Here is a 20,736-nt window from a genome sequence, read left to right as displayed (position 1 = left end):
GCGGCGCAGGGGCGTCCGCCGTGCCCGCCGGACCCGCGCCGGCTGCACGCGGGGCGCCCGGGGCGGTAGGCTGTGCGGCCGTTTCCGTCCGCCCGCACCCGCATGCTCTGCCTGATCCAGCGCGTGTCCGAAGCCAGCGTCGGCATCGATGGCGAGGTCGTCGGCCGCATCGACGGCGGCCTGCTGGCCCTGGTCGGGGTGGAGCCCGGCGACGGACCGGCCCAGGTGGCGCGGATGGCCACCCGCCTGCTTGGCTACCGGGTCTTCGCCGACGACCAGGGGCGAATGAACCGCTCCCTGGCCGATACCGGCGGCGGCCTGCTGCTGGTCAGCCAGTTCACCCTGGCCGCGGACACCAGTTCGGGCATGCGCCCGGGCTTCAGCACCGCGGCGGCGCCGGACGCGGCCGAGCCGGTCTTCGCCGCGCTGGTCGCCGAGTGCCGGTCCCGCCACGCCGGCCCGGTCGCCACCGGCCGCTTCGGGGCCCACATGGTGGTCCGGCTCGCCAACGACGGCCCCGTGACCTTCCTGCTCCGGGCCTGATCCGGCCCCCGGGCGGCCGGCGACTGGAATCCCCGCCGGACGCCCCCATATGGTTCCCTGCCGGGCCGTGGGGGCCCGTGCCGGGTGCCCGCGGTCAGGATCCGTACCGCGGGCACTGGTATAATTACGGGTTCACTTTTCTCCCCGGTGCGCGCCTCATGGCGAACGAACGTCCAGCTCAGCAGTCCGACATCAAGCTCCTGATTTCCAAGGGGTTGGAGCAGGGCTACCTGACCTACGCCGAAGTCAACGACCACCTGCCCGACGACCTGGTCGATCCGGAGCAGATCGAAGACATCATCGGCATGATCAACGGGATGGGCATCGAGGTGCACGAGATCGCGCCCGATGTCGAATCGCTGCTGCTCACCGGCGACTCCACCGGCAACCGCGAGGTCGACGACACCGCGGCCGAGGAAGCGGCCGCGACCCTGACCGCGCTCGACGGCGAGGGCGGCCGCACCACCGACCCGGTGCGCATGTACATGCGCGAGATGGGCACGGTGGAACTGCTCACCCGCGAGGGCGAGATCGCGATCGCCAAGCGGATCGAGGAAGGCCTCAACCAGATGCTGTCCTCGCTGGCCAGCTTCCCGTGGTCGGTTCAGCTGCTGCTCGAGGAGTACGACCTGCACAAGGCCGGCAAGAAGCGCCTGGCCGAGGTGGTGGTCGGCTTCAACGACGTCGAGGAAGAGGCCGAGGAGATCCCGGCCGCGGACGACGATGTCGCCACGGCCGCCGTGTCCGACGACGAGGAGGAGGACGAGGACGACGCCGACGAGGCGGAGGACACCGGTCCGGCCGGGCCGGATCCGGCCGAGGTCGCGCGCCGCATGGAGGCGCTGGCCGCGCTGTACGCCAAGTTCCAGAAGGCCTACGCCAAGCACGGCCCCGAGGCCAAGCCGGTGCTCAAGCTGCGCGAGGAGATGGCCGCCATCTTCACCAGCTTCAAGCTGCCGCTGCCGCTGACCGACACCCTGGTCAGGAAGCTGCGCGACGTGGTCGGCGAGATCAAGGATCACGAGCGCCGCATCCTCGAGCTGGCGACCAGGGTCGCCAAGATGCCGCGCAAGGACTTCATCCGCTCCTGGGAAGGCAACCAGACCAACCTGGGCTGGGTCGACGACGTCCTCAAGCGCAAGCAGAAGTGGTCGAGCGGCCTGCGCGAGGTCAAGGACCAGATCATCGCCGAGCAGGAAGCCACGATCGCCGTCGAGAAGGCGATGATGGTCACGCTCGCCGACCTCAAGGAGATCAACCGCGCGATGGCCTACGGCGAGGCCAAGGCGCGCAAGGCCAAGAAGGAGATGGTCGAGGCCAACCTGCGCCTGGTGATCTCCATCGCCAAGAAGTACACCAACCGCGGCCTGCAGTTCCTCGACCTCATCCAGGAAGGCAACATCGGCCTGATGAAGGCGGTCGACAAGTTCGAGTACCGCCGCGGCTACAAGTTCTCGACCTATGCCACCTGGTGGATCCGCCAGGCGATCACCCGCTCGATCGCCGACCAGGCGCGCACCATCCGCATCCCGGTGCACATGATCGAGACGATCAACAAGCTCAACCGCATTTCCCGCCAGATGCTCCAGCAGTACGGCCGCGAGGCCACGCCGGAGGAGCTGGCCAAGGAAATGGACATGCCCGAGGACAAGATCCGCAAGGTCATGAAGATCGCCAAGGAGCCGATCTCCATGGAGACCCCGATCGGCGACGACGAGGACTCGCACCTGGGCGACTTCATCGAGGACACCAACGTGGAGTCCCCGATCGAGGCCACGACCAACATCAACCTGTCCGAGACCGTGCGCGAGGTGCTGGCCGGGCTGACGCCGCGCGAGGCCAAGGTGCTGCGCATGCGCTTCGGCATCGACATGAACACCGACCATACCCTCGAGGAAGTGGGCAAGCAGTTCGATGTCACCCGCGAGCGCATCCGCCAGATCGAGGCCAAGGCGCTGCGCAAGCTGCGCCACCCGAGCCGCTCCGAGCAGCTGCGCTCGTTCCTCGACATCGACTGACGGCCGCAGCCACCCGCGAAAGACCAGGACGCCCCGGTGCGATGCGCCGGGGCGTCGTGCTTTGCGAGGCCCGCGACGCATCCGGCGCCACGCGGCGGTGGGGCATCCGCGGCCAGCGACGCGACCGGCGCCACGCCGACCCGCATCCCGGACCGTGGCCGCACCGGCGGTTCAGCACGCGGTCGTGGCAATGGCGCCGTTTCCGGCCCGAAGCTGAACGCGACGGCGGCCGTTGCCGGGAAATTCGCGCGGCGCGAACACGGCTTCGCGCAGATTGGCCCCCGACGGCGCACAGGGCGCCGGGTACAGGAGATCCCATGAACATTGCCAAGACCCTTCTCGCGCTCTCGCTGGCTGCCGGCCTGGCGGCGTGCAGCAACACCGACCAGGCTGCCAACTCCGCCCAGGAGGCCGCCGACTCGGCCGCCGAGGCGCAGCAGGCCGCCGCCAACGCCGCCGCCACCGGCGACGTGGTGGCCGCCGAGGCCGCGCAGGCCGCCGCCGATGCCGCCGATGCCGCCGCCGACGCGAGCGCGCAGATCGCCGGCCAGGTGCAGGGCGCCGACGAGATGACCGGTCGCGAGGACCTGGCCGACGCCGCCGAGAAGGCCGCCGACGCCGCCGAGCAGGCGCAGGACGCCGCCGAGGAGGCGAACGCCGCGGCCGACGGCCGCAACAACACCGACGGCAACTAAGCGCCGTCCACCCGACGACCGGGCGGCTCGCCGCCCGATCGTGTCGCGCAGCCGTGGCCAGCATCTCGTCGATGGTCGCGGCTGCGCGATTCTTTTTTCCCGCTCGCGCTCCGCGGGTCGCTGGGGCTGGCCGTGGTGCCTTCCGGTGATGCCCCTGCCGCGCCGCTCGTGCGGCGCCCGCGTGGGCGCTGGCGTGCGTTCCCGCCTGCGCATTGGCCTCCGCTGTGGCGATAATGGGCCGCGCGGGGGCCTATAGCTCAACGGTCAGAGCAGGGGACTCATAATCCCTTGGTTCCAGGTTCGAATCCTGGTGGGCCCACCACCTGTCCTCCTCATTTCTCCCCGGTCCCGCGCGCCACGCGCGGCGCGATCGCGGAGGGCGCGCGTCCGGTATCCGCACGCAGGCATGCGCGGACGCAAGGCGGGATCGCGGCGGTAGAATCGGCCGGACCAGTGATCGAACGTCGTCGCCTGCGGGCAAGCCGCGTGCGGATCGCGCCGGTGGCCTTGAAGGCCGCAGTGGCGTCATGCACGCAGCGGCGCAGTCGCGTGCGTGCCGGCCGCGCTGGCCACTCACCGCGTCGTCTATCGTCGTGCACCCGCCCCCGGGCGGTCGCGGCGCCGCTGTCGGAGAAGCAATGGAACAGAGGAAGATCGGCCCGCTCGACGTGTCCGCGCTGGGCCTGGGGTGCATGAGCCTGAGCCACGCCTACGGCAAGCCGCCGCCGGCCGGGCAGGCCGAGGCGCTGCTGCTCGAGGCGCTGGACCTCGGCGTCACCCTGTTCGACACCGCGGCCCTGTACGGCTTCGGTGCCAACGAGGAACTGGTCGGGCGCGTGCTCGGGCCGCATCGCGACCGCATCGTGCTCGCCACCAAGGGCGGCATGACCGGCATCGACGGCAAGCGGGTCATCGACGGCCGCCCGGCGTCGCTCAAGCGCGACTGCGAGGCCAGCCTGCGGCGCCTGCGCACCGACGTGATCGACCTGTACTACCTGCACCGCTGGGACAGGCAGGTGCCGATCGAGGACAGCGTCGGCGCGCTGGCCGAACTCGTCGCCGAGGGCAAGGTGCGTCATATCGGGCTGTCGGAAGTCTCCGCGGGCACGCTGCGCAAGGCGCACGCCGTGCACCCGGTCGTGGCGGTGCAGACCGAGTACTCGCTGTGGACCCGCAATCCCGAGATCGGGGTGCTCGCGGCCTGCCGCGAGATCGGCGCCGCCCTGGTCGCGTTCAGCCCGATCGCGCGCGGCTTCCTGTCGGCGGGGCTGCGCGACGTGGACGCGCTGGAGCCGGGCGACATCCGCCGCGGCATGCCGCGCTTCCAGGGCGAGCACCTCGCCGCCAACCTCGCGCTGGTCGACGCACTCGCGCCGCTGGCCGAAGAGGCGGGCTGCACCCGGGCGCAGCTGGCGCTGGCCTGGCTGCTGGCGCAGGGCCGGGACATCGTGCCGATTCCCGGCACCACGCGCCCGGCGCACCTGCGTGAGAACGTGGCCGCGGCCGGCCTGCGCCTCGACCCGGGCCTGCTCGCGCGCGTCGGCGAACTGGTCAACCAGCGCACGGTGAGCGGTCCGCGCTATCCCGCTGCGACGCAGGCCGAGATCGACACCGAGGAATTCTGAGCGCCGGTGGGGGTCCGGCCACGCGCGCGCCCGACTCAGTAGCGCACCTGGCAATGCCCGCACCAGAAGGTGCGGCGCTGGCGGGTGCCCAGGTGCGCGAGCTCCAGGTGGCGGCCGCATTCGGGGCATTCGCGCCTGCGGTGGACCTGCCAGTGCCGGCGCAGGACGAACCGCCGCTTCCACTCCAGGAAATCGAAGCTGTAGGTGCGCGCCTGGGCCACCAGCTGGGCCAGCTTGCGTGGCGGCAGGTCGCCGACCCGGGTGCAGGGATGCACGCGGATCCGGAACAGCACTTCGTTCTTGATGATGTTGCCGACGCCGGCGAACACGTCCTGGTCGAGCAGGGCGTCGCAGACGAGGGCCTCGGGCGCCGACCTGAGCTTGCGGCGGGCGAGCGCCGGATCCCAGTCGGGCGACATCACGTCGCCCCGCCAGTCGTAGGCCGCGTCGAGCGGCCCTTCGATGAAGCGCACACCGAGCAGGCGTAGAAGTACAGCGACCCCTTGTCGAAGTGCAGCGCCAGGCGCGGCGGCCTGTCCTTCGGTTCGTCGATGCGGCAGGAGCCGAACATCATCAGGTGCACGCGCAGGCTGAAGCCGGAGAACGCGAGCAGGAAATGCTTGCCCCAGCTGCGCACGTCCAGCACCCGCCGGCCGACCATGCGCCGGATGTCCTGGCGGCTGTCGCCTTCGACCCGGCGCACGGTGCGGTGGCGGAAGCGCATCGCCTCCTCGTGCAGGAGCACGATCGACGGACCTTCAGGCACGTCGCGGTCCTCCCCGGCGCGCGCGGAGCAGCGCCTGCAGGCGCAGCGCGTCGGTGGCGGCATGGCCGTGCGCGGTGTTGTCGAACACCACCCAGGCCGGGGTGCCCCGGCCTGCGGCGACTGCGTGCGCGAGGCCCGCCAGCGCCTCGTCGTCGTAGCGGCTGTAGTACATGCGCGGCGCACCGTGCCAGCGCCAGTAGCTCCAGCCGGTATCGCCGCCGGGCATGGCCGCCGCCGGCAGGCGTGCCGGGTCCGCGGCGACCCGCGCCACGGCATGTCGCCGGAGCAGGGCATCGGCGCCCGTGTCGAACCAGCTGGCGTGGCGCGGCTCGCAGGCGAGCGCGACGTCGCTGCGCCGGCGCAGCATGCGCAGGAAGACCGAGGCGCTGCGCGCGTCGAACACGAGCGAGGGCGGCAGCTGCAGGAGCAGGCAACCGAGCTTCGCGCCCAGTCCATCGACCTCCGACAGGAACCGGTCGAGCGCCGGCCCGGCCCCGCGCAGGCCGAGCTCGTGCGAGATCACGCGCGGCAGCTTCACCGAGACGCGGAAGCGGGCCGGCACGGCGCCGGCCCAGCGCTGCCAGGTCTCGCGGCGGTGGGCGCGGTGGAAGGACGAGTTCACTTCGACCATGTCGAAGCCCGTGGCGTAGCGCGCCAGCATGCTGGCGCCGTCGCCGAACAGCGCGCGCTGGGGCGTGCCGATCGACCAGCCTGCGCAGCCGATGCGGGTGCGGGCCGGGCGGGTCATGCGGGCGATGCCGGCGCGGCTGGCCCGGGATCGCAAGGCGTGGGTGCCCGGGTGGCACGTGCGCCTGGGCAGGCGGGCAGGCTGGCCATGGGCGCGATCCGTGCGGACGGGAGCGGCAGGCTGGCGCAGGCGAGGTCAATGCGCCGTGAGCCGGTGCGCGTGGCCATTGAATCGGCTGGCCAACCCGTTCACGCTTTGCGGCAGGCGCGGGCCGCGGGTGGCCTGCGTGCGGCCCTGGCTCGCGCATGCGCTCCGGCGTCGTACCCCGTCGTGTCCGCCGTTGGTCCGTGCCGTGTTCCGCGGGCCGCCGGTCCGGCCCCACTGCGATCGTGACCATGACCACTGCGACCTTGCCACCGGACCTGGATGCCGAGCTGTCCGCGCTCCTCGGCGCAGAAGGCTGGCGCACCGACGCGGCCACGCGGCAGGCGCACGGCAGCGACGATTCGCGTCGCCATGCGATGCCGGCAGGGGTGGCGCTGCCGCGCGATCGCGACCAGGTGGCGGCGATCGTGCGCGCCTGCCGCCGGCACCGGGTGCCGCTGGTGGCGCGCGGCGCGGGCACCGGGACCGCGGCGGCCGCGGTCCCGTTCGGCGGCGGGATCGTGGTGTCGTTCGCGCGCATGAACCGGATCCTGCAGCTGCGGCCGGACGACCGCTGCGCCGTCGTCGAGCCGGGCGTGGTCAATGGCGACCTGCAGCAGGCGCTGCAGCCGCTGGGCCTGTTCTGGCCGCCGGATCCCTCGAGCTTCGAGACCTGCACCATCGGTGGCAACCTGGCCTGCAACGCCGGCGGCCCGCGCGCGGTGAAGTACGGCGCCACCCGCGACAACGTGCTCGGCCTGGTGGCGGTGACCGGGCGTGGCGAGCTGGTGCGCTGCGGCGGGCCAAGGACCAAGGACGCCACCGGCTACGACCTCACCCATCTGATCGTCGGCAGCGAGGGCACGCTGGCGCTCATTGTCGAGGCCACGCTGCGGCTGCAGCCGCGCCCGCGGGCAGTGGCGGGACTGCGCGCGCTGTACCGCGACGCCGCCTCCGCCACCGCCGCCATCGCGCGGCTGATGCGCCAGCCGCAGGTGCCGGCGATGCTCGAGTTCCTCGACCGGAGCGCGCTGGGCCTGCTGCGCGGCCACGGCGTGGCCTTGCCCGAAGCCGGGGCGATGCTGCTGGTCGAGGCCGACGGCGACGACGACGGACTGTCCGGGGTGCTGCAGGCATTGGCCGATGCCGCGTCCGGCGAAGGCCTGCTGGACCTGGACGTGGCGCCCGACGGCGCGGCGCGCGAACGGCTGTGGGCGGCGCGGCGCGCGCTCTCGCCGGCGCTGCGCGGGATCGCGCCGGGCAAGCTCAACGAGGACGTGGTGGTACCGGTCTCGCGCATCGCCGAGCTGGTCGAGGGCGTGGAAGCGCTGGCGGCCCGGCATGCGCTGCCGATCGTGGCCTTCGGCCATGCCGGCAACGGCAACCTGCATGTCAACGTCATGTTCCATCCCGATGACGCGGGCGAGGCGGCGCGCGCCCGGGTGGCGCTCGACGAGCTGTTCGCGCTGGTGCTGGCGCTGGAGGGCACGCTCTCGGGCGAGCATGGCATCGGCGTGGCCAAGCGCGACTGGATGGCCCGCGCCTTCGACGCCCCGACGCTCGCGGCGATGCGCGCGGTGAAGGCGGCGCTGGATCCCGACGGCATCCTCAACCCCGGCAAGGTGCTGCCGCCAGGGCACTCGGACCCCCTGTAGGAGCGGCTTCAGCCGCGACCCCGCCACCGGACCGCCCGCGCCGCCTTCCGCAAGGCCTGGAGGGAGCCGGTCGCGGCTGAAGCCGCTCCTACAAGGTGGGTGGGGGTCGTGGTGGGCGGGGGTTGATCGGATGCGGCGGCGCACCCACCCTCGGGATTCCTTCCGCCACGGCGCCCCGCGATGACGTCCAACCCGCTGCTCGATTTCTCCGGCCTGCCGCGCTTCGACGCGATCCGTCCCGAACACGTCGCGCCCGCGGTGGACGCGCTGCTGGAGCAGGCCGAAGCGGCGGTACACGCCGCCGAGACGGTCGATCCGCCGACCTGGGACCGCTTCGTCGTGCCGCTGGACGAGGCCACCAGCCGCCTGTCGCGGGCCTGGGGCCAGGTGGCGCACCTGGAGGCGGTGGCGAGCACGCCGGAGCTGCGCGAGGCCTACAACGCCGCGCTGCCGAAGGTCACCCGGTTCTGGACCGCGCTGGGGCAGAACCGCGCCCTGTTCGCCCAGTACCGACGCCTGGCCGACGCGCCGGAGTTCGCCGGCTACAGCCAGGCCCGCCGCAGGGCGGTGGAGAACGCGCTGCGCGATTTCCGCCTGGGCGGCGCGGAGCTGGAGGGCGCCGCGCGCGAGCGCTACGCGCAGCTCCGCGAGGAGCTCTCGGCGCTGTCGGCGAAGTTCTCGCAGAACGTGCTCGACGCCACCGACCGCTGGGCGCTGTACGTCGAGGACGAGGCGCGCCTGTCCGGCCTGCCCGCGGACGTCGTCGCCGCCTGCCGCGCCGCCGCCCGGCGCGAAGGGCGCGAGGGCTGGAAGCTCGGGCTGCAGATGCCGGTGTACCTGGCCGTGCAGCAGCTCGCCGACGACCGCGAGCTGCGCGCCACGCTCTACCGCGCCTTCGTCGTGCGCGCTTCCGGGCTCGGCGACGATCCGGCGCTCGACAACGGCCCGCTGATCGACCGCATCCTCGCCCTGCGCGCCGAGCTGGCCGCGCTGCTGGGGTTCCCCAGCTACGCCGCGTACTCGCTGGCGACCAAGATGGCCCAGACCCCGGAGCAGGTGCTGGACTTCCTGCGCGACCTCGCCGCACGGGCGCGGCCGCATGCACGGCGCGACCGGGCCGAACTCGAGGCCTTCGCCCGCGGGCAACTCGGGCTGGACACGCTACAGGCCTGGGACCTGGCCTACGCCAGCGAGAAGCTGCGCCAGGCGCGCTACAGCTTCTCGGCCCAGGAAGTGAAGCAGTACTTCACCGAGCCGGACGTGCTTGCCGGCCTGTTCGGCCTGGTCCACGACCTGTACGGGATCACGGTCGAGCCCGACGCGGGCCCGGTCTGGCACGAGGACGTGCGCCTGTACCGCCTGGTGGACGCGGACGGCGGACTGGTCGGCCAGCTCTACCTCGATCCCTACGCGCGCGAAGGCAAGCGCGGCGGCGCGTGGATGGACGACTGCCGCAACCGGCGCGACCGCGATGGCCGGGTGCAGACCCCGGTGGTGCACCTGGTGTGCAACTTCGGCAAGGGCGTGGACGGCAAGCCGGCCACGCTCACCCACGACGAGGTCACCACCCTGTTCCACGAGATGGGGCATGGCCTGCACCAGCTGCTGACACGGGTCGGCGAGCCGGGCGTGGCCGGCATCGACGGCGTGGAATGGGACGCGGTGGAGCTGCCCAGCCAGTTCATGGAGAACTTCTGCTGGGAATGGGAGCGGGTGCGGGCGATGAGCCGGCACGTCGACACCGGCGCGCCGCTGCCGCGCGCGCTGTTCGATCGCATGCTCGCGGCGAAGAACTTCCAGAGCGGCATGTTCACGGTGCGCCAGCTGGAGTTCGGCCTGTTCGACATGGCCCTGCACCACGGCTACGACCCGGCGCGCGAGACCGTGCAGCAGGTGCTCGACCGGGTGCGCGCGGAAGTGGCGGTCAACCTGCCGCCGGAGTGGAACCGGTTCCAGCACCAGTTCAGCCACATCTTCGCCGGTGGCTACGCGGCCGGGTACTACAGCTACAAGTGGGCCGAGGTGCTCAGCGCCGACGTTTATGCAGCGTTCGAGGAAGCGCCGGGACAGGAGCGCGAGGTGGGCCGGCGCTTCCTGGACGAGGTCCTCGCCCGCGGCGGCAGCCGTCCGGCCGCGGAGAACTTCCTCGCCTTCCGTGGCCGCGCCCCGAGCATCGACGCGCTCCTGCGCCATACCGGCATGGCGGAAGACCCGGGCCATGACGCCGTCTTGACATCCGGTTAAGCCGGAATCCCCCTAACTGGCGCCGGTTCCAGACCTCCCCCGAGGTGCCATTGCGACGCCGACACCTGATCGCGGCTGGCGCGTCGCTGCCATTGCTGTGCCCGCTGCCCGGCCTGGCGCCGTGGACGCGGGCGATGGCCGGCGATGCCGTGCCCTTCGACGCCTCCACCGTGCCCGCGCTGGCGCGGGAGCTTGCCGCGCGCCCCTTCCGGCCGCCGTCGCGCGAGCTCCCCGCGGCGCTGGACGCCATCGACTACGATGCCTTTCGCGACTACCGCTTCCGCTCCGAGCAGGCGCTCTGGCGCGAGGGCGGGCGCTTCCAGGCGCAGCTGTTCCATCGCGGCTTCATCTTCAAGGAGCGCATCGACCTGCATGAGGTCGAGGGCGGGCGGGCGCGTCCGCTGCCTTACCGCCGCGACCGGTTCGATTTCGGGCCGCAGCCGCCCCCGCCGGACGATCCCGCGCTCGGCCACGCCGGTTTCCGGCTGCACGCGCCGGTCAACCGCGAGGACCATTTCGACGAACTGTGCGTGTTCCTCGGCGCGAGCTACTTCCGCGCCGTCGCCCGCGGCCTGGCCTATGGCCTGTCGGCCCGCGGCCTGGCGCTGGGCAGCGGCGACCCGGGCCCCGAGGAGTTCCCCGTGTTCCGCGCCTTCTGGCTCGAGCGCCCGGCGCCCGACGCCGACACCGCGGTGGTCCACGCCCTGCTCGACAGTGCCAGCGTCGCCGGCGCCTACCGCTTCGCGATCCGCCCGGCCGGCGGGCAGACGCGGATGGACGTGGATGCGCGCCTGTACCCGCGCGTGGCGCTGCGCAATGCCGGCATCGCGCCGCTCACCAGCATGTTCGAGTTCGACCACGGCGACCGCGCCGGCGTCGACGACTTCCGTCCCGCGGTGCACGACTCCGACGGGTTGGCGCTGCTGACCGGCAGCGGCGAGCAGGTCTGGCGCCCGCTGCGCAACCCGCCGGAGATCTCGCACAGCGGTTTCCAGGACAATGACCCGCGCGGCTTCGGCCTGATGCAGCGCAAGCGCGACTTCGCCGACTTCCAGGATGCCGAGGCGCGGTACGAGCGACGCCCCAGTGCCTGGGTGGAGCCGCTGGACCGCTGGGGGCCGGGCGCAGTGCATCTGGTCGAGCTGCCGACCGGCAACGAGTTCGCCGACAACATCGTCGCCTTCTGGCGTCCGCGCGCGCCGCTGGCCGCGGGGCGGGAGCATCGCTACCGCTACCGCCTGCACTGGTGCGCCGACCATGCCTGGCGGCCCGAACTGGCGCGCGCGGTCGCCACGCGCAGCGGGCTGGGCGACGCCGAGAGCGAGCGCCCGCGCCAGTACGTGGTCGATTTCCAGGGGGGGCGCCTGGACGCGCTGGGCGCCGACGCCGCGCCGCGCGTCGAGGCCATCGCCTCGGCCGGCGAGCTGCGCAATCCGGTGGCCTACCGGCTCGAGGCCAACGGGCGCTGGCGCCTGTCCTTCGAACTGTGGCCGGGCGACGCCCGGGTGGTCGAGCTGCGCGCCCGGCTGCTCGACGCCGCCGGCGCGCCCCTGAGTGAAACCTGGCTGTCGAGGTGGCCGTCGTGAACAGGATCGTCGACATCACCATCGTCCGGCCGGTCGAGGAGGCCGACCATCCGCTGCTACCCTGGATGCCGCCCGAGGCGCCGCTGGAGATGCCCGTGCAGTCGCTGGACGCCGGCCGGCTGGCGCGCGGCCGCCCGTCCAGCTCGCCGGCGACGATCGGCCGCCGCCGCGCGCTGGTGTTCGGCACCACCGCGGGGCTGACCCTGGTCGCCGCCTACCAGCTGTGGTGGCTGCTGCGCGCGGGCGGGATCGCCCTGCTCGAGGCGATCGTGCTGGCGCTGTTCGTGCCGCTGTTCGCCTGGATCGCGTTCTCGTTCGCCACCGCGGTCGCCGGCTTCGTGCAGCTGCTGCGCAGGCGTCCTTCGTCGCTCGACATCCCGGTGGACGGCCCGCTGCCCGCGCTTTCCACCCGCACCGCGCTGCTGGTGCCGGTGTACAACGAGGATCCGCGGCGCACCTTCGCCGGCGTCCAGGCGGTGCTCGAGTCGGTGGTGGCCACCGGCCGCGGCGCGCACTTCGAGTGCTTCATCCTCAGCGACACCCGCGACCCGGACATCGCGGCGGCGGAGAAGGGCGCCTTCCTGGCCCTGCGCGCCCGGCTCGGCGACCGGATCGGCGTGTACTACCGGCGGCGCCAGGACAACCGCGAGCGCAAGGCCGGCAACATCGCCGACTGGGTGCGCCGCTACGGCGGCGCGTTCGCGCACATGCTGATCCTCGACGCCGACAGCCTGATGGAGGGCGCCACCCTGGTGCGGCTGGCCGCGGCGATGGAGCGCCACCCGGACCTGGCACTGGTCCAGACCCTGCCGCTGGTGGTCAACGGCAACACCGTGTTCGCGCGCATGCAGCAGTTCTCGGGCCGCGTCTACGGCCAGGTGATCGCGCACGGCGTGGCCTGGTGGCACGGCGCGGAGGGCAACTACTGGGGCCACAACGCGATCATCCGCACCCGCGCCTTCGCCGCCTGCGCCGGACTGCCGGTGCTGCAGGGGCGGGCCCCGTTCGGCGGCAGCGTGCTCAGCCACGACTTCGTCGAGGCCGCGCTGATGCGCCGTGGTGGCTGGGCGGTGCACATGGCGCCGGCGCTGGCGGGCAGCTACGAAGAGGGCCCGCCGTCGCTGACCGACATGCTGGTGCGCGACCGCCGCTGGTGCCAGGGCAACCTGCAGCACGCGCTGGTGGTGCCCGCGCGCGGGCTGCACTGGGTCAGCCGCAGCCACCTGCTGGTGGGCATCGGCCACTACCTCACCGCGCCGATGTGGGCGATGCTGATGCTCGTGGGCCTGGCGATCCCGCTGCAGGCCAGCGGGCCGTTCGCGCCCGCCGGCGCCGCCTACGCGCCGCTGGCCTACTGGCGCGAGGCCGATCCCAGCCGCTTCCTGTGGCTGTTCGCCCTGACCATGGTGCTGCTGTTCGCCCCCAAGTTGCTGGGCCTGCTGGCGACCCTGCTCGACCGCCGGCTGCGCCGCGCCTGCGGCGGCGGCTGGCGGCTGGCGGCCGGCGCGGTGCTCGAGACCGTGCTGGCGGCACTGATGGCGCCGGTGACGATGTACCTGCAGTCGCGCGGCGTGGCCGAGGTGCTGGCCGGCCGGGACTCGGGCTGGAACCCGCAGCGCCGCGACGACGGCAGCCTGCCGATGTCCGAGCTGCTCTCGCGCTATGGCGGCATGACCCTGTTCGGGCTCGGCGCGGCGATGGCCGCGTACCTGGTCTCGCCCGGGCTGGCGGCGTGGATGTCGCCGGTGATCGCCGGCCTGGTCCTCTCGATCCCGGTGGTGGCGCTGACCTCGTCCCCGGGCGCGGGGGCCTGGCTGCGGCGCAGGGGCATCTTCGCGACCCCCGAGGAGACCGCGCCGCCGGCGATCCTGCGGCGGGCGGCGGAGTTGCGGCGGGGGGAGTGAGGCGGGCGCGCGTTGCCGGCGTGTCCCGGAATCGATCCGCCGGCTCCACCGGCGCGATTGCTCCCCGGCCCTCCCGCAGGCGTGGGAGAGGCACTTGCGCCAAACCACCCCCAGACCCCAGGTCCCGCAACCTGCTCCCTCCCCCGCCTGCGGGGGAGGGCCGGGTGGGGGTCGCGCCAGCCGCGATGTCGTCACCCGCCCCAGGCCGCCAAAAAAAAAACGGGAAACCGCTGGTTTCCCGTTGAATCCGGCGTCCGCCGGAGGACTGGTGTTGTGGCCCGGGCAGACTAGCCCGTGACGGAAGCTGATGCAATACCTTAAATTCGACGACGTAACCTATTGATTCTTAATCTGCATCCAGCACAAGCGCCTCGCGCTTGCGCTGGCGGCGGGTGTCGCGCGGTTCGCGCCATGCGTTGTCGAACAGGGCCGGCTCCCACGAGCCGTAAGTGGGATTGGCCAGCATCCACCAGCGTTCACCGAACCAGGCCCGGTGCTCGTCCAGCTGGGCGGCGCGCGCCTGCGGCGAGTTGGTCGCCACCTCCACGAAGTCGCCCAGCTGGTCGCCGAACTGCATCAGCACGCGGTACTGGCGCCCGGCCAGCAGGCGCCGGCAGCGCTTCTCCGAGCCGCGTTGCTCGCAGCCCTCGACCCGGGTCCCGAGGCCCAGGAAGACCCCGTCGTCGTCGGCCGGGAACCCGGCCTCGCGCAGGTTCGCCAGCGTCGCCTCGCCCAGTCCCGCGACGCGGTTGGACAGGTAGACGATGGTGACGCCGCGGGCCTGCGCGGCGCGGGCGAACTCCAGCGCTCCCGGCACCGGCCGGGCCTTGCGCTCCTCGACCCACTGCGCCCAGGTGGCGTCGTCGTATTCGCCGCCGGTGGCCACCAGCCGCGCCTGGTACGGCGAGTTGTCCAGCACGGTCTCGTCGATGTCCACGATCACCGCCGGCGGCAGGCCGGCGGCCGGGCCGGCTTCGGCGCGTTCGGCGGGCGCCAGCGCATCCCAGTCGGGATCGGCGAGCGCCTGGTCGAGCCGGGCGGCGGCAGCGCGGTAGATCGACACCGCGTTGGCCTGGTACTCGGCCGAGCGCTGCACCCACAGCACCGCGTTGAGGTTGTCGTCCGCGGGCACGGTCGCGGCCGGCGCGTGGGCGGCGGTACGCGGCGGGGCAACGGCGCATCCGGCGAGGGTCAGGGCGGCCAGCAGGGCCGCGGATACGAGTGGCTTGCGCATGGGGCGTGCCTCCTGGCGGGGACGGGGGGGCGAGTGTAGCGGGGTGCCGGTGCCCGGCCGCGGGCGGACGGCTCAGTCCTCGAGCAGCGCGCGGATCGAGGCGAAGCCGGCGCTGGCCCGCTCGGCGCGGCGGGCGGCGTCGGCTTCGGGATCGGCGCCGTCGCGCTGCAGCTCGGCCGCGGGCAACTCGTCGAAGAAGCGGCTCGGGACCAGTCGCACCTTCGTGCCCCAGCGCTGCGCCTCGCGGCTGTAGGACAGCCACAGCTGCTCCTTGGCGCGGGTGATGCCGACGTAGAGCAGGCGGCGCTCCTCGTCGAGCCTGCCCTCGTCGAGGCTGGACTCGTGCGGCAGGGTCGAATCGTCCATGCCGACGATGAACACGTAGCGGAACTCCAGGCCCTTGGCCGCGTGCAGGCTCATCAGCCGCACCTGGTTGCCGGGGTCGCCCTTGTCGGCGTGCGAGAGCAGGGCCAGCTGCGCGGCCAGTTCGCCCGGCCCGGTGATGGTGGCACCCTCGAACCAGTCGGCGAGTTCGTCGAGGTTGCCGCGGCGCAGCCTGAACAGCTCCTCGCTGCGGCACTGCTCGCGCAGCGCGGCGACCAGTCCCGACTTCTCGTTGAGCCTGCGCACCAGTTCGGTCGGCGGCAGCCGCGCGGCGTCGGCGCGCAGGCCACGGACGATGTCGGTGAAGGCGCCCAGCGCGTTGGCCACGCGCGGCTGCAGCTGCTTGAGCAGCGACATCGACTCGGCCGCGCGCGCCAGCGGCAGGCCGGCGTGTTGCGCCATCTCCGCCAGCTTCGCCAGCGAGGTCGCGCCGATGCCGCGCGAAGGCGACTGCACCGCGCGCAGGAACGCCGCGTCGTCCTCGGGATTGGCGATCAGGCGCAGCCAGGCCAGCGCGTCCTTGACCTCGCCGCGGTCGAGGAACGCGGTGCCGCCGGACAGGTGGTAGGGGATGCGCAGCAGCTGCAGCGCCTTCTCCAGCGGCCGCGACTGGTGGTTGCCGCGGAACAGGATGCAGAACTCGCCCCATTCGACCTTTCGCGAGGTGGCGAGGAAGTGGATCTCGCCGGCCACGCGCTCGGCCTCGTGCGCGGCGTCGCGGCATTCCCAGACCCGGATCCGCTCGCCGTCGGGCTGCGCGCTCCACAGGGTCTTGGGATGCTCGTGCGGGTTGTGCGCGATCAGCGCGTTGGCCGCGCGCAGCACGCGGTTGGGACAGCGGTAGTTCTGCTCCAGCTTGACCACGATGAGGTCCGGGTAGTCGCGGGCGAGCTGGGCGAGGTTCTCCGGGTTGGCGCCGCGCCAGGCGTAGATGCTCTGGTCGTCGTCGCCCACGCAGGTGAAGTTGGCCCTCGGCCCGGCGATCGCCTTGAGCAGGCGGTACTGGGCGTCGTTGGTGTCCTGGCACTCGTCCACCAGCAGGTAGCCGATGCGCTCGCGCCACGCGGCCACCGCCTCTTCGCTGCCTTCCAGCAGCTGCACGGGGAGCCGGATCAGGTCGTCGAAGTCGACCGCGTTGAACGCCGCCAACCGCTGCTGGTAGCGCGCGTACAGCGCCGCGGCCTCGTGCTCGCGCGCGCTGCGCGCGGCTTCGGCCGCCTGCTCGGGAGACAGCCCGGCGTTCTTGACGCTGGACACCAGCGACTGCATCGCCTGCACCGCGTCGGGCTTGGCCCCGGGCATCAGGTCGCGCAGCTGCGCGAGCACGTCGTCGCTGTCGAAGATCGAGAAGCCGCGGCGCAGGCCGACGCGGGCGTGCTCGACCTGCAGGATCTTCAGGCCCAGCGCGTGGAAGGTGCACACGGTCAGGCCGTCGGCCGCGTCGCCCTTGATCCGCTTGGCCACGCGCTCGCGCATCTCCCGCGCCGACTTGTTGGTGAAGGTGATCGCCGCGATCCGCCTGGCCGGGTAGCGGCCGCTGCGGATCAGGTGCGCGATCTTCTCCACGATCACCCGGGTCTTGCCGCTGCCCGCGCCGGCGAGCACGAGCATGGGGCCTTCGACGTGGGCGACGGCGGCGGACTGCTGGGGGTTGAGGCCGTGCATCGGGGAACTGCGTGGAGCGGCCGTGCATTCTACCCGCCGGGCGGGGTCCGCCGGCCGCGGCCCGGTCCGGGGTCCGCCCGGCCCGCGGGCCGGCGCGCGCGGACTGTAGAATCCGCCGATGGCCAAGCTGTACTTCTACTACTCGGCGATGAACGCGGGGAAGACCACGACCCTGCTGCAGTCGGCGCACAACTACCGCGAGCGCGGGATGCGGACCCTGATCCTGGTCCCGAAGCTCGACCACCGCGCCGGCAGCGGTACCGTGGCCTCGCGCATCGGCCTCTCGGCCCACGGCGTGGCCTTCGACCGCGGGCAGGACCTGCAGGCGCTGGTCGCGGACGACATCGCCGGCAACGGCCCGCTGCACTGCGTGCTGATCGACGAGGCCCAGTTCCTGGCCCGCGACCAGGTCTGGCAGCTGGGCGAGGTGGTCGACGCGCTCGGCGTGCCGGTGCTGTGCTACGGCCTGCGCACGGACTTCCGCGGCGAACTGTTCGAGGGCAGCCAGTACCTGCTGGCCTGGGCCGACGAGCTGGTCGAGATCAAGACCATCTGCCACAGCGGCAGCAAGGCCACGATGACCGTGCGCGTGGACGAACACGGGCGTGGGGTCAACGAGGGGCCGCAGGTCGAAATCGGCGGCAACGAGCGCTACGTCTCGGTCAGCCGCGCCCAGTTCAAGCGCATCACCCGCGGCGAGGAGCGCGTCGAGCCGCTGCGACCGCCGGGCGGCTGACCGCGCGCCCGGCGCAGTCGGCGTGCAGGCCCGCGATCTCGCGCGCCAGCGCGCCGCCTTCCGGCTGCGCCTGCGCCACCAGGGTCGCCAGCGACTGGAAGCTGGCCACGGCCAGGTCGCGTTCCTCCGGCGCGCGGCAGCGCACGTCCGCGGCGTAGGCGCGCGCCAGCCAGGCGGCCTTGCGCAGCTCGACGTTGTCCGGGTCGAGTTCGGCGAGCGCGTCGAGCCGGGTCAGCGCGCCCGCGTCGCCGCGCAGCGCCTCGTACCGGGCGAGCGAGATTTCGGCGCGGCGGGTGTGCGAATGGCGCGCACCGTAGGCGCTGCGGGTCAGCGACTGCGCCTGGCGCAGCGCCCCCGGCGCGCCGTCGTGGCCGAGCGCCGCCTCGACCTCGCCGAGCAGCCGCAGCGTGTCGCCCACCAGCCCGTGGCGCGGTCCGAACGCCTCGCGCCGCAGCGCCAGCGACTCGCGCAGCAACGGCAGCGCCTCGGCGTGGCGACCGATGCTGTGCAGGAGCATGGCCTGGTTGAACAGGCCCGCCGCGAGCATCGGCCCGCCGCCGTCGCGCCAGATGTCGACCGCGGCCGCCATCTCGCGCAGGGCGGTGTCCATGTCGCCCAGCTCCCAGGCCACGATGGCGAGGCTGTTGCGGCTGCGGGCGACGTCGGTATGGCGCTCGCCCAGGCGCGCGCTCATCCAGGCCAGGGTGTCGCGGAACTCGGCGCCGGCCTCGGCGAAGCGGCCCAGGTCGACGTGCAGGGCCGCCAGCTGGCGGCGCGCGTCGATGGTGGCGTGGTGGCTGGCGCCGCGCAGCTCCTGCGCCAGCGCCAGCGCCTGGCGGCAGTCCCGCTCGGCCGCGTCGAGGTCGCCGGCCTCGCGTTCGAGCGAGCACAGGCTGCGCAGCAGGTCGATCGCCAGCGGATGGCGGGCGCCCTCGCTGCCGCGCAGCAGGGTCAGCGCCGAACGCGTGCCGTCGAGCGCGCGCGCGGTGTCGCCGGCCGACGCATGCAGCGCGGCGAGGTCGGCGAGGTTCTCGACGATGCCGGCGTTGTCGCCGAGCGGGTCGCGGCGCAGCGCGAGCGATCGCGTGTACAGCGCGCGCGCGTCCTCGAGCCGGCGTGCCGCCGCGTGGCAGCGGCCGAGCTGGGTGTAGAACGCCGACACCGGCAGCGGCAGGCGGCGCTCGTGGTCGCGGGCCAGGCCGGCGAGCGGCTGCATCCGGGCCACGCAACCGCTGATGTCGCCCTTCAGCCGCAGCACCCGTCCCAGGTCGGTGGCCGACTGCAGCCGCAGGCTGGCGGGTGCATCGTCCAGCGACTCGACCAGCCGGGCCTGGCGCATGAGGACCTCGAGCGCGTCGTTGTAGTCGCCCAGGCCCGCGCGCAGCCGCGCCACCACCCCGAGCAGTTCGGCCCGCGCCAGCGGCTGGCGCGCCAGTTCGCTCTCGATCCTGCGCTCGCCGTTCTCGATCAGCTGGCGCACGTCCACCGAGGCGTCCGAGGGCACGTCGCCGGCGGTCTCGAACAGCCCGACCACGAAGTTCTGCATCGCCTGCGCGCGGGCCGACTCCTGCAGCGCCTGGCGTGCCTGCCAGGCCACGATCGCCAGCGCGCTCACCAGCACCACCGCGATCGCCGCGGCGGTGGACAGCGCCCAGCGGTGCCGGCGCACGAACTTGCCGATCCGGTAGGGCAGGCTCTGTGGGCGCGCGTGCACCGGCTTGCCGTCGATCCAGCGCTGCAGGTCCAGGGCCAGCGCCTCGACCGAGGGGTATCGCTGCTCGGGCTTCTTCGACAGCGCCTTGAGCACGATGTTCTCGAGGTCGCCCGCCACCTCGCGCGCGCGGCGCCTGGCGCGGGTGTCGGGCGTGCCGTCTTCCGCGGCCGCGCGCTGCAGCACCTGGGAGGGCCGCTGCGGGTCGTGGTTGAGGATCGCGTCCTCCCACTGCGCGTCGGTCGGGCGCTTGAGCTGGTAGGGCTTGCGCCCGGCGAGCAGTTCGTACAGCACCACGCCCAGCGAATACACGTCGGTCATGGTGGTGACCGGTTCGCCGCGGATCTGCTCGGGCGCGGCGTAGTGCAGGGTGAAGGTGCGCAGGCCGGTACGGGTGTGCTCGGGGGCGTGGTCCGGGGTGTCGAGCAGCTTGGCGATGCCGAAGTCGAGCAGGCGCACGTCGTCCAGCGGCGTGACCAGGATGTTCGACGGCTTGAGGTCGCGGTGCACGATCAGGTTGGTATGGGCGTGGCTCACCGCCTCGCATACCTGCAGGAACAGCTGCACGCGGGTGGCCACGCCGGGGTCGCGCGCGCGGCACCAGTCGGTGATCGGCTCGCCCTCGACGTACTCGAGCGCGAGGTAGGGCTGGTTGTCGCTGCTGATGCCGGCATCGAGCAGGCGCGCGATGTGCGGGTGTTCGAGCCGCGCCAGGATCTGCCGCTCGCGGGTGAAGCGCAGCCGCAGGCCGGGGTCGGCCAGGCCCGGGCGCAGCAGCTTGAGCGCGACCCGGCGTTCGTACAGGCCGTCTGCGCGGCGCGCCAGCCAGACCTGGCCCATGCCGCCCTCGCCGAGCAGGCGTTCGAGCTCGTACGGTCCGACGTTCGCGCCCGGCTGCACGCCGACCGGTGGCGCGATCAGCGGCTCGGAGAGGAAGTCGTCGCCGGCGGCCTCGAGCGCGAGCAGCTCCTCGAGGTCGTCGGCCAGCTGCGGGTCGTCGTCGCGCAGCGAGGCCAGGCTGCTTGCGCGCGCGGCCTCGTCCAGCTCGAGCAGGGCGTCGAGCAGCGGCGAGAGGCGTTGCCAGCGATCCGGATCCATCGCGCTACGCCGCCGCGCGCGCGGCGGGCCCGGGGGCGCG

Annotated in this window: 13 protein-coding genes, 1 tRNA gene and 1 pseudogene; 10 read left to right on the top strand and 5 right to left on the bottom strand. The window is 73.0% G+C overall.

Annotated features, from left to right (window positions below):
- The first annotated feature begins 102 nt into the window (after positions 1-102).
- From dtd to LUTJ29_RS0104585, 5 genes are all read left to right on the top strand, one after another.
- Positions 103-543 (top strand): D-aminoacyl-tRNA deacylase, encoded by a 441-nt coding sequence (gene dtd / locus LUTJ29_RS0104605; RefSeq protein WP_027071521.1) that lies wholly within the window; start codon positions 103-105, stop codon positions 541-543.
- Between the two features lie 158 nt (positions 544-701).
- On the top strand, positions 702-2,561 hold the full coding sequence (rpoD, locus tag LUTJ29_RS0104600) for an RNA polymerase sigma factor RpoD (protein WP_027071520.1): 1,860 nt from the start codon (positions 702-704) through the stop codon (positions 2,559-2,561).
- 317 nt (positions 2,562-2,878) lie between these two features.
- On the top strand, positions 2,879-3,256 hold the full coding sequence (locus LUTJ29_RS0104595; protein WP_027071519.1) for a hypothetical protein: 378 nt from the start codon (positions 2,879-2,881) through the stop codon (positions 3,254-3,256).
- A gap of 246 nt (positions 3,257-3,502) precedes the next feature.
- Positions 3,503-3,578, top strand: a tRNA-Ile gene (locus LUTJ29_RS0104590).
- Positions 3,579-3,894: 316 nt separating this feature from the next.
- Entirely contained in the window at positions 3,895-4,881 is a 987-nt protein-coding gene (locus tag LUTJ29_RS0104585) for an aldo/keto reductase (RefSeq protein WP_027071518.1), read from the top strand.
- A gap of 35 nt (positions 4,882-4,916) precedes the next feature.
- Here LUTJ29_RS0104585 and LUTJ29_RS16110 read toward each other — a convergent pair.
- Both LUTJ29_RS16110 and LUTJ29_RS0104575 read right to left on the bottom strand, forming a co-directional pair.
- A pseudogene (locus LUTJ29_RS16110) lies at positions 4,917-5,647 on the bottom strand (DNA-formamidopyrimidine glycosylase family protein).
- On the bottom strand, positions 5,640-6,395 hold the full coding sequence (locus LUTJ29_RS0104575) for a DUF72 domain-containing protein (protein WP_043740372.1): 756 nt from the start codon (positions 6,393-6,395) through the stop codon (positions 5,640-5,642). The pseudogene LUTJ29_RS16110 and the gene LUTJ29_RS0104575 overlap by 8 nt, the downstream one beginning before the upstream one ends.
- 335 nt (positions 6,396-6,730) lie before the next feature.
- Here LUTJ29_RS0104575 and LUTJ29_RS0104570 point away from each other — a divergent pair, with 335 nt between their 5' ends.
- The 4 genes from LUTJ29_RS0104570 (at position 6,731) to mdoH (ending at position 13,868) form a co-directional block, all read left to right on the top strand.
- Positions 6,731-8,134, top strand: coding sequence for an FAD-linked oxidase C-terminal domain-containing protein (locus tag LUTJ29_RS0104570; RefSeq protein WP_051322688.1), 1,404 nt, complete (start codon positions 6,731-6,733; stop codon positions 8,132-8,134).
- Between the two features lie 180 nt (positions 8,135-8,314).
- On the top strand, positions 8,315-10,378 hold the full coding sequence (locus tag LUTJ29_RS16105; protein ID WP_051322687.1) for a M3 family metallopeptidase: 2,064 nt from the start codon (positions 8,315-8,317) through the stop codon (positions 10,376-10,378).
- 50 nt (positions 10,379-10,428) lie between these two features.
- Positions 10,429-11,964, top strand: a complete 1,536-nt coding sequence (locus LUTJ29_RS0104560) for a glucan biosynthesis protein G (RefSeq protein ID WP_027071515.1) — start codon at positions 10,429-10,431, stop codon at positions 11,962-11,964.
- Between the two features lie 65 nt (positions 11,965-12,029).
- Positions 12,030-13,868, top strand: a complete 1,839-nt coding sequence (gene mdoH / locus LUTJ29_RS0104555) for a glucans biosynthesis glucosyltransferase MdoH (protein ID WP_084524676.1) — start codon at positions 12,030-12,032, stop codon at positions 13,866-13,868.
- Between the two features lie 346 nt (positions 13,869-14,214).
- On the opposite strand, the gene LUTJ29_RS0104550 is transcribed toward mdoH, so the two are convergent.
- Together LUTJ29_RS0104550 and LUTJ29_RS0104545 are read right to left on the bottom strand one after the other, a co-directional pair.
- Complete coding sequence (locus LUTJ29_RS0104550) at positions 14,215-15,102, bottom strand: HAD family acid phosphatase (protein WP_027071513.1); 888 nt, start codon at positions 15,100-15,102, stop codon at positions 14,215-14,217.
- A gap of 72 nt (positions 15,103-15,174) precedes the next feature.
- Positions 15,175-17,151, bottom strand: a complete 1,977-nt coding sequence (locus LUTJ29_RS0104545; RefSeq protein WP_027071512.1) for a UvrD-helicase domain-containing protein — start codon at positions 17,149-17,151, stop codon at positions 15,175-15,177.
- Positions 17,152-17,269: 118 nt separating this feature from the next.
- Here LUTJ29_RS0104545 and LUTJ29_RS0104540 point away from each other — a divergent pair, with 118 nt between their 5' ends.
- Entirely contained in the window at positions 17,270-17,887 is a 618-nt protein-coding gene (locus LUTJ29_RS0104540; protein WP_027071511.1) for a thymidine kinase, read from the top strand.
- Here LUTJ29_RS0104540 and LUTJ29_RS17995 read toward each other — a convergent pair.
- On the bottom strand, positions 17,838-20,696 hold the full coding sequence (locus tag LUTJ29_RS17995; RefSeq protein ID WP_051322686.1) for a serine/threonine-protein kinase: 2,859 nt from the start codon (positions 20,694-20,696) through the stop codon (positions 17,838-17,840). The two genes, LUTJ29_RS0104540 and LUTJ29_RS17995, sit on opposite strands and share 50 nt — an antisense overlap.
- Positions 20,697-20,736 lie beyond the last annotated feature (40 nt).

It is taken from the genome of Luteimonas sp. J29, assembly GCF_000472505.1.
GTDB lineage: Bacteria > Pseudomonadota > Gammaproteobacteria > Xanthomonadales > Xanthomonadaceae > Luteimonas.
Note: the sequence above shows the minus strand (reverse complement) of the source record. Positions and strands in the feature narration are given on the sequence as shown.